This is a genomic window from Streptomyces sp. ATexAB-D23 (assembly GCF_000373645.1).
Classification (GTDB): Bacteria; Actinomycetota; Actinomycetes; order Streptomycetales; family Streptomycetaceae; genus Streptomyces; species Streptomyces castrisilvae.
The window spans coordinates 153391-169864 of record NZ_KB892079.1; the positions used below are offsets into that span (position 1 = coordinate 153391).

Genomic DNA, 16474 nt, shown 5'->3' on the forward strand with positions numbered 1-16474 from the left:
ACCGGCCCCGAACTTCTTGATGAAGTTCGGGGCCGGTTCCGTTTTGTCCATGGTCAAATGCTTGATGCTGCGCTAAAAGCGCTCTATGCAATCATCAACGCGCATCAGATCGGCGGTAGTTGCAGCGCTGCTGGGACTGCTCGCCGTACTCACAGGACCGGGCAGCGCCAGTGCCGCGGACCCGGCCGCCCCCACCGGCACGACCGTCGGCGACCTCACCGGCTTCGCCGCCGACGGGGCCGTGTACCGGCTGACGGCGGGCCCGGCGAAGGCACGCGTCAGCTTCGTGTCCGAGGAGACCTTCCGCATCGAACTCGCCCCGGACGGAACCTTCCAGGACCCGGCCGGCGACGCGATCGTGCTGCCGCAGGGCTCCGCGCCCCGCACCCGCTGGAAGGAGCGCAACGACCGCTACGAACTCTCCACCCGAAGCGTCACCCTCCGTGTCTACAAGTCGCCTCTGCGGTTCGCCCTGTACCGGGCCGACGGCAGCCAGGTCTGGTCCGAGGCGAAGGGGCTGAGCTGGGACGCCGAGCAGACCACGCAGACCCTGGCGCGTGGGGCCGACGAGCAGTTCTACGGCGCCGGCATGCAGAACGGCCGCGGCAACACCTCGCACCGCGGCAAGACCGTCGAGGTGGGCGTCGACTACAACTGGGACGACGGCGGCCACCCCAACTCGGTGCCGTTCTACCTCTCATCGGCCGGCTACGGCGTCTTCCGCAACACCTTCGCGCCCGGCACCTACGCCTTCAACGACCCGGTGACCACCAGCGAGCGGGAACAGCGCTTCGACGCCTACTACTTCGCCGGCGACAGCGCCAAGGACGTCATCGGCCAGTACACCCAGCTCACCGGCAAGCCCTTCCTGCCTCCGGTGTACGGCATGGAGATCGGCGACTCCGACTGCTACCTGCACAACGCCAACCGCGGTGAACGCCGCACCCTGGACGCGCTGGAGGTGGCCGACGGCTACGTCGACAACGACATGCCCAACGGCTGGATGCTCGTCAACGACGGCTACGGCTGCGGCTACGAGAACCTCGCCGAGACCGCGCAGGGCCTCCAGGACCGCGACATGCAGCTCGGCCTGTGGACCGAGGACGGCATCGACGCGCTCGGCGACCAGGTCAAGGCCGGCCAGCGCGTCGCCAAGCTGGACGTGGCCTGGGTCGGCCCCGGCTACAAATTCGCGCTCGACGGCTGCAAGGACGCCTACCAGGGCATCGAGGACAACAGCGACGCACGCGGCTTCACCTACGCCCCCGAGAGCTGGGCGGGCGCCCAGCGCTGCGGTGTCCAGTGGTCCGGCGACCAGTACGGCACCTGGGAGTACATCCGCTGGCAGATCCCGACCTACGCCGGCGCCACGATGTCCGGACTCGCCTACACCACGGGCGACGTCGACGGCATCTTCGGCGGCAGCGCCAAGACGTACACCCGTGACCTCCAGTGGAAGATGTTCCTGGGGACCACGATGACCATGGACGGCTGGGCGGCGGACGACAAGCAGCCCTTCCGCTACGGCGAGCCGTACACCAGCGTCAACCGCGACTACCTCAAGCTCAAGGAGTCGCTGCTGCCCTACCAGTACTCCTACGCCCATGAGGCGACCAAGACCGGTGTCGGCATGGTCCGGCCCCTCGTCCTGGAGTACCCGGACGACCCGAAGGCCGCCACCGACGCCGCGAAGTACGAGTTCATGTCGGGCGAGGACTTCCTCGTCGCCCCGGTCTACGAGGACAGCACCGAGCGCGACGGCATCTACCTGCCGAAGGGCACCTGGACCGACTACTGGACCGGGCGCACCTACCGGGGCCCCGTCACCCTCGACGATTACAGCGCCCCGCTCGACACCCTGCCGCTGTTCGTCAGGGCAGGTGCCAGTGTGCCGATGTGGCCGGGCATCCGCTCCTACCAGGACCGCACCGCCACCTCCCCGCTCGCCTGGGACATCTACCCGCAGGGCCGGTCGTCGTTCACGCTGTACGAGGACGACGGCGTGACCCGCGAGCACCGCGACGGCGCGTACGCCACGCAGACCGCCGACGTCCGCGCGCCCGCCCGGGGCTCCGGCGACGTGACGGTGGACATCGGGGCGAGCAAGGGGAAGTTCTCCGGCAAGCAGACCACCCGCCCCTACGAGTTCACCGTGCACACCGGCTCCGAGCCGAGCGCGGTCAAGCTCAAGGGCAAGCTGCCCCGGCTCACCTCGGCCGCCGCGTACGCGAAGGCGAAGCAGGGCTGGTGGTACGACCGGGACGACCGCGGTGGTGTGGTGAAGATCAAGACCGCCTCGCTCTCCACGGGCAAGAAGTTCTCGCTGAAGCTGGAGAACACCAGCGCGGTCGGTGGCCGCGACGCCGCCGCCACGGCCACCGTCTCCGCGCCCCAGGGGCAGGAGACCGGCGCCGGCGCCCCGGGCACCGTCGCCGTCGACGTCACCGCGGGCAAGGCGGACGTGACGGACGCGGTCCTCGCCCTCGACGTCCCGCAGGGCTGGCAGGCCACCCCCGCCGCGCCCGTGAAGCGGATACCCGCCGGCACCACCCGGCGCGTCGAGGTGAAGGTCACCCCGGCGAAGGACGCCCGCATCGGCGAGGCACGGATCACCGCCCTGGCGCGCTACCGCTCGGCGGGCGAGTCCCGGACGGCCGCCCAGCGGCTGGCGGTCTCCGTCATGCCGGCCCCGCCCAGCGGCGAGACCTGGGCGAGCGACATGCAGTGGCTGAACGAGACGAACGGGTACGGCCCCGCCGAACGCGACCGCAGCAACGGCGAGTCGGGCGCGGCCGACGGGAACCCGATCACGCTGGCCGGGAAGGTGTACGAGAAGGGGATCGGCACCCACGCCGACTCCGACATCGAGGTGTACCTCGGCGGCCGGTGCTCGAAGTTCACCGCGGACGCCGGCATCGACGACGAGATCGACGGCTACGGCGAGGTGGCGTTCTCCGTCGAGGCGGACGGCAAGGTGCTGTGGACCTCACCGAAGGTGACCGGGGCGTCGGACGCCGTGCCGGTGGACGTGGCGCTCGACGGCGCGCGGCATGTGCGCCTGAAGGTCACCGACACCAATGACTCCAAGACCGGCGACCACGGGGACTGGGGCGCGGCGCGCTTCACCTGTTCCTGAATGACGGCGAAGGAGTGGGGGAGCCGGGCGGGCACGCACCCGCCCGGCTCCGTGCTGCCCGGAGCGGTCCTGTCAGGACCCGCCCCGGCCGAGACCGTCCCGCCCGGCTCAGTCCCGCGAAGGGCTGTCCGGGCCGTCCGGGCCGTTGTCCGTGTCCTCGTCCGGTCCGTCGCCGGAGGACGGCTGCTCCGGCTCGCCGCCCGCGGCGCGCTCGTCGGGGCCGCCCGGCGTGGGCCTGCCCGTCCCCGGGCCGCCCGGCCGGCCGGTGCCGGGCCCGCTCACCGCTCCGGGCCCCGTCTCCGGCCGGACCGGCTTCGGCGGCCTGGTGCGGCCGCTCGACGTGTCCCGGAGATATGTCGCCTCCCCGCTCTCCGTGGCGTGCCCGCCGGGTGGCTGGCCGGGGCCGGGCCCCGGGTCGCGGCGCCTGAGATAGCGCTCGAACTCCCGGGCGATGGCCTCGCCGCTCGCCTCGGGCAGTTCCGCGGTGTCCCGGGCCTCCTCCAGCGTCTGCACGTATTCGGCCACCTCGCTGTCCTCGGAGGCGAGCTGGTCGACGCCGACCTGCCAGGCGCGCGCGTCCTCCGGCAGTTCGCCGAGCGGGATGCGCAGCCCGAGCAGATCCTCCAGACGGTTCAGCAGCGCCAGCGTCGCCTTCGGGTTGGGCGGCTGCGACACATAGTGCGGCACCGCGGCCCACAGGCTCACCGCGGGCACGCCCGCGTGCGTGCACGCCTCCTGGAGGATGCCGACGATGCCCGTCGGGCCCTCGTACCTGGTCTCCTCCAAGTCCATGGTGCGCGCCAGATCGGCGTCGGACGTGACGCCGCTCACCGGTACCGGCCGGGTGTGCGGGGTGTCGCCGAGCAGCGCGCCGAGCACCACCACCATCTCGACGCCCAGCTCATGTGCGAAGCCCAGGATCTCGTTGCAGAACGAGCGCCAGCGCATGGACGGTTCGATGCCCCGGACCAGCACCAGATCACGGGGTTTGTCCCCGCCGATGCGGACCACGGAGAGCCGGGTCGTCGGCCAGGTGATCTTGCGCACCCCGCCGTCCAGCCACACCGTCGGGCGGTTGACCTGGAAGTCGTAGTAGTCCTCGGCGTCCAGCGCCGCGAACACCTCGCCCTTCCACTCCCTGTCCAGGTGCGCGACCGCCGTGGAGGCGGCGTCACCCGCGTCGTTCCACCCCTCGAACGCGGCCACCATGACCGGGTCGATCAGCTCGGGAACCCCGTCGAGCTCGATCACCCAGGCCTCCTTCCGAAGTTCCCTTGCGTACGGAACAACCTTACGGCTTACGGCCTCCCGCACAGCAGGCCCTTGGCGCGACCCGTGCGATACATCCGAGCTGTGGGCCGTGAATTTGGGCCCGTCTCTGGACTTACCGGCTCCGAGGCGGCTATACATCGGATGACCGGAACAGAGGTCCGATGTTATTTCCCCTGGGGGCGCGCATGAGTCAGACCGTCACGGATTTCGAGGTCCACGACATCCGTTTTCCGACCTCGGAGCAACTGGACGGCTCGGACGCCATGAATCCGGACCCCGACTACTCGGCCGCCTACGTCGTCCTGCGCACCGGCGCCGACGACAGCGGCGCCACGGCCGAGGGACATGGCTTCTGCTTCACCATCGGGCGCGGCAACGAGGTGATGGCCGCCGCCATCGAGGCGCTGCGGCCCCACGTCACCGGCCGCCCGGTGCCCCGTACGGCGGCCGACCTCGGCGCCCTGTACCGCGACCTCACGCACGACTCCCAACTGCGCTGGCTCGGGCCCGAGAAGGGCGTGATGCACATGGCGGCCGGCGCGGTGATCAACGCCGCCTGGGACCTGGCGGCGAGACAGGCGGGCCTGCCCGTCTGGGAGTTCCTGGCCGGGATGACACCCGAGGAGCTGGTCTCCCTGGTCGACTTCCGCTACCTCACCGACGCGCTCACCCCCGACGAGGCGCTGGCCATCCTGCGGGCCGCCGCACCGGGCCGCGCCGAACGCGCCGCCGTCCTGCGGAGCGAGGGCTACCCCGCGTACACCACGTCGCCCGGCTGGCTCGGCTACTCCGACGACAAGCTGGTCCGGCTCGCCAAGCAGGCCGTCGCCGACGGCTTCACCCAGATCAAGCTCAAGGTCGGCGGCGAGGTCGGCGACGACGTCCGCCGGATGGCGCTCGCCCGCGAGGCCGTCGGCCCCGGCGTGCGGATCGCGGTCGACGCCAACCAGCGCTGGGACGTCGCCGACGCGGTCGCGTGGCTGACCGCGCTCGCCCCGTACGACCCGCACTGGATCGAGGAGCCGACCAGCCCCGACGACATCCTCGGCCACGCCGCCGTGCGCGCCGGGCAGCCGGTCAAGGTCGCCACCGGCGAACACGTCGCCAACCGCGTCGTGTTCAAGCAGCTGCTCCAGGCCGGCGCCGTCGACTTCGTCCAGATCGACGCCGCACGCGTCGCCGGCGTCAACGAGAACCTGGCGATCCTGCTGCTCGCCGCCAAGTACGGCATCCCGGTCTGCCCGCACGCCGGCGGCGTCGGACTGTGCGAACTGGTCCAGCACCTCTCGATGTTCGACTACGTGGCCGTCGCCGGCACCTGGGAGGACCGGGTCATCGAGTACGTCGACCACCTCCACGAACACTTCGTGGACCCCGTCGTCATCGAGAACGGGCGCTACACCACCCCGGCCGCCCCCGGCTTCTCGGCCAGGATGCGCCCCGAGTCGATCGCCGCACACAGCTACCCGCACGGGCCCGTCTGGCAGGCCCGCCGCATCGAGAAGGAGGAGGGCCGATGACCGGCACACACGACTTCGAGGGGATGAACGCCCTGGTGACGGGCGGCGCCTCCGGCATCGGGGCCGCCGTCACGGCCCAGCTCGTCGAGCGCGGCGCCCAGGTCGCCGTCCTCGACCGGGACACCTCCGGCACACCCCGCGGCGCCCTCGCCATCGAGGCCGACCTCGGCGACGACGCGGCCGTGCGCGCCGGCGTGGACCGGGCGGTCTCCGTCATGGGCTCCCTGCACACCCTCGTGTCCAACGCGGGCATCGGCTCCATCGGCACCGTCGAGGACAACGACGACGCCGAGTGGACCCGGGTCCTCGACATCAACGTCCTCGGCATGGTCCGCACCGCCCGGCACGCCCTGCCCCACCTGCGCCGGGCAGCCGCCGACCGCCCCGGCGCCGTATCGGTCACCCACACCTGCTCGATCGCCGCCACCGCCGGGCTGCCCCAGCGCGCCCTGTACAGCGCGAGCAAGGGCGCCGTCCTCGCGCTCACCCTCGCCATGGCCGCCGACCACGTCCGCGAAGGCGTCCGCGTCAACTGCGTCAACCCCGGCACCGCCGACACCCCGTGGGTCGGCCGGCTGCTGGACCAGGCCGACGACCCGGCCGCCGAACGCGCCGCCCTCAGCGCCCGGCAGCCGCTGGGCCGGCTGGTCTCGGCCGACGAGGTGGCCGCCGCGATCCTCTACCTCGCCAGTCCCGCCGCGGCCTCCGTGACCGGCACCGCACTGGCCGTCGACGGCGGGATGCAGGGCCTGCGCCTGCGCCCCGCCGGCAGCTGAACCGCACCTCCGCAATGCCGTCAGGGCTTCGAGCCGCGACCTCACCAAGGAACGGGACACCAATGAGAGTGCGTACGACGAGTGCGGCCGCCTGTGCCGTACTGCTGGCCGTCACCGCCCTCGCGGGCTGCAACCGCGAGTCGTCGGACAGCGGGACGGGCGGCGGCAAGGTCGGCATCGACCTGCCGCGCAGCGACAGCGACTTCTGGAACTCCTACCAGAACTACATCAAGCAGGGGGTCAAGGACGGCGAGGTCTCCGCGCTCCCGCTGACCAACTCGCAGAACGACATCGGCAAGCTCGTCGCCAACGTCCAGACCTTCAGGGACCAGGGCGCCAAGGCCGTGGTGATGGCCCCGCAGGACACCGGCGCGATAGCCGAGTCGCTCAACGCGCTCAACGAGAAGAAGATCCCCGTCATCAGCGTCGACACCCGCCCGGACAAGGGCGACATCTACATGGTGGTGCGGGCCGACAACAAGGCGTACGGCACGAACGCCTGCAAGTACCTCGGCGAGCAGCTGAAGGGCAAGGGCAAGGTCGTGGAGTTCCAGGGCGACCTGTCCTCCATCAACGGCCGAGACCGCTCCGAGGCCTTCAAGGCGTGCATGGACAAGGACTTCCCGGACATCAAGGTGTTCGAGCTGGCCACCGACTGGAAGGGCGACGTCGCCTCCGCCAAGCTCCAGTCGACGCTGGCCGCCCACCCCGACATCAACGGCATCTACATGCAGGCCGGAGGCGTCTTCCTCCAGCCCACCCTCGCGCTCCTGGAACAGAAGAAGCTGCTGAAGCCCGCCGGTTCGCCCGGCCACATCACCATCATCTCCAACGACGGCATCCCGGAGGAGTTCGACGCCATCAAGGCCGGGAAGATCGACGCGACGATCTCCCAGCCCGCCGACCTGTACGCGAAGTACGCGCTGTACTACGCGAAGGCGGCCCTGGACGGCAAGACCTTCGAGGAGGGTCCCACCGACCACGACTCCACCATCATCAAGATCCCGAACGGCTACGAGGACCAGCTCCCCGCGCCCCTGGTGACCAAGGACAACGTCGACGACCCGAAGCTCTGGGCCAACCAGCTGGGGAAGAAGAACTAGGACCTATCCATGAACCAGGCACCACCACCCGCCGTACGGGCGGAAGGCGTCGTCAAGCGCTTCGGGCCGACCGTGGCGCTGGACGGGGTGAAGCTGACCGTGCGGCCCGGCGAGTCGCACGCGCTCGTCGGCCGCAACGGCGCCGGCAAGTCCACGCTGGTCAGCGTCCTGACCGGGCTCCACAAGGCGGACGCCGGCACGGTCACGTTCGGCGGGGAGCCCGCGCCCGCCTACGGGGACACCTCGGCCTGGCAGTCCAAGGTCGCCTGCGTCTACCAGAAGTCCATGGTCGTCCCCGACCTGACCGTCGCCGAGAACCTCTTCCTCAACCGGTTCGACGACGGGGCCCGCTGGATCAGCTGGGGCAGGCTCCGCAAACGCGCCGAACAGCTCCTCGAAGCGTACGGAGTCCAGGTCGACCCGAACACCCGGGCACGCGATCTCGCCGTCGAACAGCGGCAGTTCGTGGAGATCGCCCGCGCGCTGTCCTTCGGCGCCCGGCTGATCATCCTGGACGAGCCGACCGCCCAGCTCGACGCCCGGGGCATCGCCCGGCTCTTCGACAGGCTCCGCGAACTCCAGAGCCGGGGCGTGGCGTTCCTGTTCATCTCGCACCACCTCCAGGAGGTGTACGAGCTGTGCACCGCGGTCACCGTCTACCGCGACGCCCGCCACGTCCTGACCGCCCCCGTCGCCGACGTCTCCAAGGAGGACCTGGTCGCGGCGATGACCGGCGAGAAGGCGGCGGGCGCGACCGCCTGGCACGCGGCCGGCGACACCGCGCCCGACCCGTCGGCAAAACCCGTCCTGGCCACCGAACAGCTGGTCCTGGACGGCCGGTTCGAGCCCCTGGACCTCCAGGTGCGCCCCGGCGAGGTGCTCGGCCTCGCCGGCTCGGCGGCCAGCGGCAACACCGCGGTCGGCGAGGTGCTCGCCGGCATGCGCAAGGCGGGCGGCGGCACGGTCCGGGTGCGAGGCCGGGCCGTACGGACGGGCAGCGTCCCCCGCGCCCTGGACGCCGGGATCGGCTACATCCCCGAGGACCGGCACGACCAGGGCCTCGTCCTGGAACGCAGCGTCGCGGAGAACGCCACCCTCACGGTCACCGACCAGCTCGGCCCCTGGGGGACCGTCCTGCCCTCCCGCACCAGGGAGTTCGCCCGGTCCATGATCGACTCGCTCGACATCAAGACCCAGGGCCCCGAGCAGCCCGTCTCCGGGCTCTCCGGCGGCAACCAGCAGAAGGTCGTGGTCGCCCGCGCCCTGGCCCGGGACCCCAGCGTCCTGGTCGCCGTCCGGCCCACCGCGGGCGTGGACGTCAAGTCCAAGGACTCGCTCCTCGGAGTCGTACGCCGGGTCGCCGACGCCGGCAACGCCGCGGTCGTCGTCTCGGACGAGCTGGACGACCTGCGGGTCTGCGACCGGGTCCTCGCCCTGTTCCACGGGCGGGTCGTCGCAACGTTCGACAGCGGGTGGACCGACGGGGAACTCGTCGCCGCCATGGAAGGTGTGGGGGAAAGGGAATGACCGGCACGGTACGGCCGTCCACGGCCGACGACTTCGACACGGCACTGAAGGGCTCCCCGGACGGGAACACCCCGCTGAGCAGGCTCAAGCTGATCCGGTGGAGCGACTTCTCGCTGGTGCCGGTGATCCTGGTGCTGATGCTGATCGGCTTCATCGTCTCGCCGGTCTTCCTCACCTCCGACAACCTGATCAGCGTCGTCCAGCAGTCCTCCGAGCTGAGCCTGCTCGTCCTCGGCCAGGCGCTGATCCTGATCTGCGGCCGCATGGACCTCTCACTGGAATCGACGATCGGCATCGCGCCCGTCGTCGCGATGTGGCTGGTGCTGCCCACCGAGGGCGGCCGCTTCGCCGGCCTCGGGCTGCTCCCCACCTGGTCGGCGATCCCGCTCTGTCTGCTGGTCGGCCTCGCCGTCGGAGCCGTCAACGGCTTCCTGATGCTGAAACTCCGGGTCAACGGCTTCATCGCCACGCTCGGCATGCTGACGATGCTGCGCGGCCTCCACATCGGCATCACCGAGGGCAAGTCCATCACCGACGTCCCGGAGTCCTTCCGCTACCTCGGCAAGACCTCGTGGTTCGGTGCGCCGGCCGCGGTCTGGATCTGCCTGGCCCTCTTCGCCGTCGGCGGCGCGGCCCTCGCCTGGCTGCGCCACGGGCGCTCGCTGTACGCGATCGGCGGCAACCCGGAAGCGGCCCGCGCCGCGGGCATCCGCGTCGACCGCGTCACCTGGATCGTGCTCGCCATCGGCGGCCTGCTCGCCGCCTTCGCGGGCATCCTCTACACCGGCCACTACGGTGCGGTCGCCGCGACCCAGGGCGACGGCTGGATCTTCCAGGTGTTCGCCGCCGCCGTGATCGGCGGCATCAGCCTCAAGGGCGGCCGGGGCACCCTCTTCGGCGCCCTGACCGGCGTACTGACGCTCCAGCTGGTCGTCAACGTGATGACCCTCGGCGGCGTCCCCGCCCTGTGGAACCAGTTCCTCAACGGCGCGATCATCATCGTTGCCCTGGTCATCTCCCGCTTCGCCAGCGGCGAGAAGCAGGACTGACCGAGGCAGCAGCCAACGCCGGACGGGCACCACCAGCCCGTCCGGCGTTCGAGGACCGGGGTCCGGGGCGGAGCCCCGGGACGGCTACAACGTCGACCGCAACCACTGCTCCACGCTCGCCACATGCACCGTCGCCCAGGCCCGCGCAGCCTCCGCATCGCGGTCCCGCAACGCCGACACGATCGCCCGGTGCTCATGCAGCGTCCGGCTCACCGCGTCCTCCTGGGTCAGCCCCCGCCACACCCGCGCCCGCGTCGTCGGCCCCGAGAGGCCGTCGAGCAGCGAGCAGAGCACCGAGTTCCCCGACGCCTGGACGATGCCCCGGTGGAAGTCCAGGTCGCACGCCACCAGCTCCTCCACCGACGGCCGCTCGCCCAGCGCGTCCAACTGGGCGCCGAGCGCGTCCAGCTGCTCCTCGCTGATCCGGCTCGCCGCCATCGCCGTGGCGGCCGGTTCCAGGATCCGGCGCACCGCCAGGAACTCCAGCACCGTGTCGTCGCGGTGGAAGTCCACCACGAAGCTCAGCGCTTCGAGCAGCAACTGCGGATCGAGGCTCGTGACGTACGTGCCGTCGCCCTGGCGCACGTCGAGAATGCGGATCAGCGACAGGGCGCGCACCGCCTCCCGCAGCGAGTTGCGGGACAGGCCCAGCTCCGAGGCGAGTTCGCTCTCCTTGGGAAGACGATCGCCGGGCCGTAGCGCACCCGAGACGATCATCCCCTTGATCTTCTCGATGGCCTCGTCGGTGACAGCCATGGGCGACCTCCAGACATCCGATGTATCGCCCCATTATGCGTCCCCGACGGGGGCCGGTACGACCTTCGGACCAACTCGCGAGCCGCCCGGCCCCGCCCCGGTGCCTCTGTCAGCCGCGCCGCTCCCTGAGCACCGACTCCACACCGGCCCTGATCTCGTCCGTGGCCAGGCCCCGGATCGTCAGCGTCGTCCGCCGCCGCAGGACGTCGTCCGCCGTCTCGGCCCACTCCCGGTCGCGCGCGTAGGCGACCTGCGCCCAGATCTCCGGGGCGTCCGGGTGGACGCGCTCGGCCAGCGCCGGGTTCTCGTTGGCCAGCCGGGCGATGTCGAAGGACAGCGAACCGTAGTGCGTGGCCAGGTGCCGTGCCGTGTCGGCGGCCATCCGGGGACCCGGGGTACCGCCGTCCACCAGCAGCCGGTGCGCCACCGCGTCCGGGTTGGCGATCCCCGGCAGCGGCAGCTTCCTCGGCAGCCGGGCCATCGGCTCCATGTCCTCGGCCAGCGGGTGCCCGGGGAGCGCGGCCAGCTTGTTCATCACCGTACGGCCGATGTGCCGGAACGTCGTCCACTTGCCGCCGGCCACCGACAGCATCCCGCCCCGGCCCTCCGTCACGACCGTCTCGCGCTTGGCCTTGGAGGTGTCACCGGGCCCGCCCGGCAGCACCCGGAGGCCGGCGAAGGAGTACGTGATCAGATCCCGCGACAGCTGCTGGTCGCGTACCGAGAACGCCGCCTCGTCCAGGATCTGCGCGGTGTCCTTCTCGGTCACCGCGACATCCGCCGGATCGCCCTCGTACTCCTCGTCCGTCGTGCCCAGCAGCAGCATGTCCTCCCACGGCAGGGCGAACGTGATGCGGTACTTGTCGATCGGCGTGGCCAGCGCCGCCTTCCACGGGCGCGTCCGCTTCAGCACCAGGTGGGCGCCCTTGGACAGGCGTATCGAGGGGGCCGCGCCCGGGTCCTCCAGCTTCCGCAGGTGGTCCACCCACGGCCCGGTCGCGTTCAGCACCAGGCGGGCGTTCACGCCGAACTCCGTGCCGTCCGTGCCGTCGGTCAGCTCCGCGCCCGTCACCCGGCCCCTGGTGAACCGCAGCCCGGTCACCCGCGCGTGGTTGAGCACCGCCGCGCCCGCGTCGACGGCCGCGCGGACCGTCATCAGCGCCATCCGCGCGTCGTTCATCTGGTCGTCGCCGTAGACCGCGACGGCCTTGAGGTTCTCCGTGCGCAGCTCCGGCACGTCGCGCCGCGCCCGCGCCGGACTGATCACATGGCCGACGCCGTCACCGAACGCGGACAGCGCCGAGTACGCGAAGACGCCCGCGCCCAGCTTCGCCGCGCCGTGCGGCCCGCCCCTGTACACCGGCAGATAGAAGGTGAGCGGATTGGCCAGGTGCGGGGCGACCTGGCGGGAGACCGCACGGCGCTCGAAGTGGTTCTCCGCCACCAGCTTCACCGCGCCGGTCTGGAGGTAGCGCAGACCGCCGTGGAGCAGCTTGGAGGAGGCGGAGGAGGTGGCGCCGGCGAAGTCGCCGGCGTCCACCAGGGCCACCCGCAGCCCGGACTGCGCGGCGTGCCAGGCGGTGGAGATGCCCAGAATGCCGCCACCGATCACCAGGAGGTCGTACGTCGCCTTGGAGAGCTGCTCCCGGGTCTCGGCCCGGCTCGGGAGGGAGCCGGATGCCGGATGCGTCCCGAGGGCGGGGACGCTCTGCAGGGTGGTCATGTTGTCTACTCCTCGTCGTCCAGCCAGCCCATGGTGCGTTCCACGGCCTTGAGCCAGCTCTTGTACTCGCGGGCGCGGGTGTCCGCGTCCATGCGGGGGGTCCATTCGGCGGCCCTGCGCCAGTTGGCGCGCAGCGCGTCGGTGTCGGGCCAGAAGCCGACGGCCAGTCCGGCGGCGTAGGCGGCGCCGAGGCAGGTGGTCTCGGCGACCATCGGCCGCACCACGGGCGCGTCCAGGAAGTCGGCGAGCGTCTGCATCAGCAGGTTGTTGGAGGTCATACCGCCGTCGACCTTGAGCGCGGTCAGCTCGACGCCGGAGTCCTTGGTCATGGCGTCGCTGATCTCCCGCGTCTGCCAGGCGGTGGCCTCCAGCACGGCACGGGCGATGTGCGCCTTGGTGACGTAACGGGTGAGACCGGCGATGACACCGCGGGCGTCGGGGCGCCAGTACGGGGCGAACAGGCCGGAGAAGGCCGGCACGAAGTAGGCGCCGCCGTTGTCCTCGACCGAGGAGGCCAGGGTCTCGATCTCGGCCGCGGACTGGATCAGGCCCATCTGGTCGCGCATCCACTGCACCAGCGAACCGGTGACGGCGATCGACCCCTCCAGGGCGTACACCGGCTTCTGGTCGCCGATCTGGTAACCCACGGTGGTCAGCAGCCCGTTGTAGGAGTTCACGGGCGTGTCACCGGTGTTCATCAGCATGAAGGTGCCGGTGCCGTACGTGGACTTGGCCTCGCCCTCGGCGAAGCAGGTCTGGCCGAACAGCGCCGCCTGCTGGTCGCCCAGCGCGGAGGCCACCGGCACACCGTCGAGCACGCCGCCCCTGGCGGTGCCGTAGACCTCGGCCGAGGAACGGATCTCGGGCAGCATGGCCATCGGCACGCCGATGGAGGAACAGATCTTCTCGTCCCACTGCATGGTGTGCAGGTTCATCAGGAGGGTGCGCGAGGCGTTGGTGACGTCGGTGACGTGGACGCCGCCGTCGGTGCCGCCGGTCAGGTTCCAGATGACCCAGGAGTCCATGGTGCCGAAGAGGATGTCGCCGCGCTCGGCCCGCTCGCGCAGCCCCTCGACGTTGTCGAGCAGCCAGCGGGCCTTGGGCCCGGCGAAGTACGAGGCGAGCGGCAGCCCGGTCTCGCGGCGGAAACGGTCCTGCCCGACGTTGCGGCCGAGCTCCTTGCAGAGCGCGTCCGTGCGGGTGTCCTGCCAGACGAGGGCGTTGTGGACGGGCTCACCGGTGTGCTTGTCCCACAGCAGGGTGGTCTCGCGCTGGTTGGTGATGCCGATGGCCTTGACGTCGGCGGCCGTGATGCCCGCCTTGACGATGGCGCCGGCGACGACCTCCTGGACGTTGTCCCAGATCTCGGCGGCGTCGTGCTCCACCCAGGCGGGCTTCGGGAAGATCTGCTCGTGCTCCTTCTGGTCGACGGAGACGATCCGGCCGTCCTTGTCGAAGACGATGCAGCGGCTGGAGGTGGTGCCCTGGTCGATGGCCGCGATGAACGGCCCGGTGCCGTGGGTGCCGGTGGTGTGTGCGTCGGTCACGGTGTGCTCCCGGAAGTCTGTGTGGTGTGGGGATGGGGCGAGCGGCCGGGGCCTAGGCGAAGGCCAGGTTGTAGAGCCCGCCGGCGAGTGCGCCGCCGATCAGGGGACCGACGACGGGGACCCATGCGTAGCCCCAGTCGGAGCCGCCCTTGTTCGGCAGCGGAAGCAGCGCGTGCACGATGCGGGGACCGAGGTCGCGGACCGGGTTGATCGCGTACCCCGTCGGGCCGCCGAGCGAGAGGCCGATGCCGACGACGACCAGGGCGGTGATCAGCGCGCCGAGCGCGCCGATGCCGTGGCCCTCCTCGTTGAGGCCCTGCGTGAGGATCGCCAGCACCAGCACGACCGTGGCGATGATCTCGGTGAGGACGTTCTGTACGGCGTTGCGGATCTCAGGACCGGTCGAGAAGACACCGAGAACCGGTCCAGCCTTGGGGGCCGAAGCCTGGTCGACCATGCCCTCCTCACCCGTATGGGCGCGCAGGACCTCCGGATCGTTGAGATGGGCCCGGAACTGCCCGTAATAGGTGAGCCAGACCAGCACCGCGCCGATCATCGCGCCGAGGAGTTCGGAGGCGAGGTAGAGCGGTACGTCGCTCCACTTCGTGCCGCCCTCGATCGCCAGGCCGATGGTGACGGCCGGGTTGAGATGCGCGTCCGACACGCCGCCGGCCAGATAGGCGCCGGTCAGGACCGCGAAGCCCCACCCGAAGGTGATGGCGAGCCAGCCGGCGTTCTGTGCCTTCGAGTGCTTGAGCGTGACGGCGGCACAGACGCCGGCGCCGAGCAGGATGAGTACGGCGGTACCAGTGGTCTCGCCGATGAAGATGTCGGAGCTGGACACCCGCGACTCCTTTGTCCTTCGTCCAGGGAAGCCGAACCCCGGGTCCCTCCGGTGGTCCGCGCCCTCGTGTGAGGGCTTGGCCGGCCCTTGGCACGGTCATACCCTAACGCGTATTTCCGTTAAGTGTTCGACAATGCCGACCGATGAACGGCAGTGTTTCGCCCAGGCGAAGCCAGCGTCAAGAGGTTGTGCCCCCGGACTCAGGAGTGGTGAGCGCGGTGCGTGCCCGTAGGAGCGCCCACCGTGACGGCGGGGGAGGGCTCAGAAGCGCCTGGCGCCCAGGTCACGGGAGACCGCGCGGGCGCAGTCGCGCACCGCCGCGACCAGCTCGGGGCGCAGCTCGCCGTCCTTGCAGACCCGCTCCACCGCCCCGGTCACGGCGATGGCGCCCACGGGCATCCGGCGCCGGTCGTGGATGGGGGCGGCCACCGCGGCCACGCCCTCCCAGGTCTCCTCCACATCGGACGCCCAGCCGCGGGCCCGGGTCAGGTCGAGCACCGACTCGAACTCCTCGGGGCCGGTGACGGTCCGGGGCGTGAACGGCCGCCGCTCGGCCTCCAGTGCCTCGGTGTGGGCCACCGGGTCGTACGCGGAGAGCACCTTGCCCAGCGCCGTGGAGTGCAGCGGCTGCATGGCCCCCACCTCCAGGACCTGCCGGCTGTCGTCGGGACGGAAGACGTGGTGGACGATCAGCACGCCCTGCTGGTGCAGTACGCCCAGATGGACGCTCTCGCCGCTGGAGCGCGCCAGGTCGTCCGTCCAGACCAGGGCCCTGGCCCGCAGCTCGTGGACGTCGAGATAGCTGTTGCCCAGGCGCAGCAGCTCCGCGCCGAGCTGGTAGCGGCCGGACGCCGCGTCCTGCTCGACGAAGCCCTCGTGCTGGAGCGTGCGCAGGATGCCGTGCGCGGTGCCCTTGGCCAGGCCCAGTGAGGAGGCGATGTCGGACAGCCCGAGCCGCCGCTCGCCGCCTGCCAGCAGCCGCAGCATCGCGGCCGCCCGCTCCAGCGACTGGATGTTCTTGGCCATCGCGCCGTACTCCTCCACCTTGTTCGACAATGCTGAACACTATCGGCCCATGCCGACCAGCGCTCGACCGCGGCGAAAGTCCGCAGCACCCCGCCACCCAGGACACGCCCGAGCACAGCATGCAGTCCGGCTCGTGGGACACACTGACCGCCCTCAAGGAGGCCCGGCTACCCTGAGCGAGTGCGCCTTCCGCCG

12 protein-coding genes are annotated in these 16474 nt (G+C 71.0%); 6 read left to right on the forward strand and 6 right to left on the reverse strand.

The genetic code is table 11. The features are described 5' to 3' along the window. The first annotated feature begins 85 nt into the window (after positions 1-85). On the forward strand, positions 86-3136 hold the full coding sequence (locus B082_RS0133415) for an NPCBM/NEW2 domain-containing protein (protein WP_018556128.1): 3051 nt from the start codon (positions 86-88) through the stop codon (positions 3134-3136). A gap of 108 nt (positions 3137-3244) precedes the next feature. Here the strand turns inward: B082_RS0133415 and B082_RS37255 are convergent, their stop codons facing one another. Beyond that, a complete protein-coding gene (locus B082_RS37255) occupies positions 3245-4387 on the reverse strand; it encodes a PAC2 family protein (protein ID WP_018556129.1) in 1143 nt (380 codons plus the stop codon). A gap of 206 nt (positions 4388-4593) precedes the next feature. Between B082_RS37255 and B082_RS0133425 the strand changes: the two genes are divergently transcribed. From B082_RS0133425 to B082_RS0133445, 5 genes are all read left to right on the forward strand, one after another. Beyond that, entirely contained in the window at positions 4594-5928 is a 1335-nt protein-coding gene (locus B082_RS0133425) for an enolase C-terminal domain-like protein (RefSeq protein WP_018556130.1), read from the forward strand. Beyond that, a complete protein-coding gene (locus B082_RS0133430) occupies positions 5925-6704 on the forward strand; it encodes an SDR family NAD(P)-dependent oxidoreductase (RefSeq protein WP_018556131.1) in 780 nt (259 codons plus the stop codon). Before B082_RS0133425 ends, B082_RS0133430 begins: the two co-directional genes overlap by 4 nt. A 62-nt stretch (positions 6705-6766) precedes the next feature. Next, on the forward strand, positions 6767-7807 hold the full coding sequence (locus B082_RS0133435) for a sugar ABC transporter substrate-binding protein (protein ID WP_018556132.1): 1041 nt from the start codon (positions 6767-6769) through the stop codon (positions 7805-7807). A 9-nt stretch (positions 7808-7816) separates the two neighbouring features. Further along, positions 7817-9334, forward strand: a complete 1518-nt coding sequence (locus B082_RS0133440) for a sugar ABC transporter ATP-binding protein (RefSeq protein ID WP_018556133.1) — start codon at positions 7817-7819, stop codon at positions 9332-9334. Continuing rightward, positions 9331-10383: an ABC transporter permease gene (locus tag B082_RS0133445; protein WP_018556134.1), complete on the forward strand. Its 1053-nt coding sequence runs from the start codon at positions 9331-9333 to the stop codon at positions 10381-10383. Before B082_RS0133440 ends, B082_RS0133445 begins: the two co-directional genes overlap by 4 nt. Before the next feature lie 84 nt (positions 10384-10467). Here B082_RS0133445 and B082_RS0133450 read toward each other — a convergent pair whose 3' ends face one another. The 5 genes from B082_RS0133450 to B082_RS0133470 form a co-directional block, all read right to left on the reverse strand. Beyond that, positions 10468-11139: a FadR/GntR family transcriptional regulator gene (locus tag B082_RS0133450; RefSeq protein ID WP_018556135.1), complete on the reverse strand. Its 672-nt coding sequence runs from the start codon at positions 11137-11139 to the stop codon at positions 10468-10470. Positions 11140-11248: 109 nt separating this feature from the next. Further along, positions 11249-12862 carry a glycerol-3-phosphate dehydrogenase/oxidase gene (locus B082_RS0133455; protein WP_018556136.1) on the reverse strand — a complete coding sequence of 538 codons (1614 nt, stop codon included), beginning with the start codon at positions 12860-12862 and terminating at the stop codon, positions 11249-11251. Between the two features lie 5 nt (positions 12863-12867). Then, positions 12868-14409, reverse strand: a complete 1542-nt coding sequence (glpK, locus tag B082_RS0133460) for a glycerol kinase GlpK (RefSeq protein WP_018556137.1) — start codon at positions 14407-14409, stop codon at positions 12868-12870. A 52-nt stretch (positions 14410-14461) separates the two neighbouring features. Then, positions 14462-15253: an MIP/aquaporin family protein gene (locus B082_RS0133465; protein ID WP_018556138.1), complete on the reverse strand. Its 792-nt coding sequence runs from the start codon at positions 15251-15253 to the stop codon at positions 14462-14464. A gap of 261 nt (positions 15254-15514) precedes the next feature. After that, positions 15515-16279, reverse strand: a complete 765-nt coding sequence (locus B082_RS0133470; protein WP_018556139.1) for an IclR family transcriptional regulator — start codon at positions 16277-16279, stop codon at positions 15515-15517. Positions 16280-16474: the final 195 nt, after the last annotated feature.

Bases quoted from the DNA above. Each gene is read 5' to 3' on its own strand.
- B082_RS0133470 (WP_018556139.1), bottom strand. From the start codon at position 16,279: ATGGCCAAGAACATCCAGTCGCTGGAGCGGGCGGCCGCGATGCTGCGG.
- B082_RS0133445 (WP_018556134.1), top strand. From the start codon at position 9,331: ATGACCGGCACGGTACGGCCGTCCACGGCCGACGACTTCGACACGGCA.
- B082_RS0133435 (WP_018556132.1), top strand. From the start codon at position 6,767: ATGAGAGTGCGTACGACGAGTGCGGCCGCCTGTGCCGTACTGCTGGCC.
- B082_RS0133440 (WP_018556133.1), top strand. From the start codon at position 7,817: ATGAACCAGGCACCACCACCCGCCGTACGGGCGGAAGGCGTCGTCAAG.
- B082_RS0133425 (WP_018556130.1), top strand. From the start codon at position 4,594: ATGAGTCAGACCGTCACGGATTTCGAGGTCCACGACATCCGTTTTCCG.
- B082_RS0133455 (WP_018556136.1), bottom strand. From the start codon at position 12,862: ATGACCACCCTGCAGAGCGTCCCCGCCCTCGGGACGCATCCGGCATCC.
- B082_RS0133450 (WP_018556135.1), bottom strand. From the start codon at position 11,139: ATGGCTGTCACCGACGAGGCCATCGAGAAGATCAAGGGGATGATCGTC.
- B082_RS0133415 (WP_018556128.1), top strand. From the start codon at position 86: ATGCAATCATCAACGCGCATCAGATCGGCGGTAGTTGCAGCGCTGCTG.
- B082_RS0133430 (WP_018556131.1), top strand. From the start codon at position 5,925: ATGACCGGCACACACGACTTCGAGGGGATGAACGCCCTGGTGACGGGC.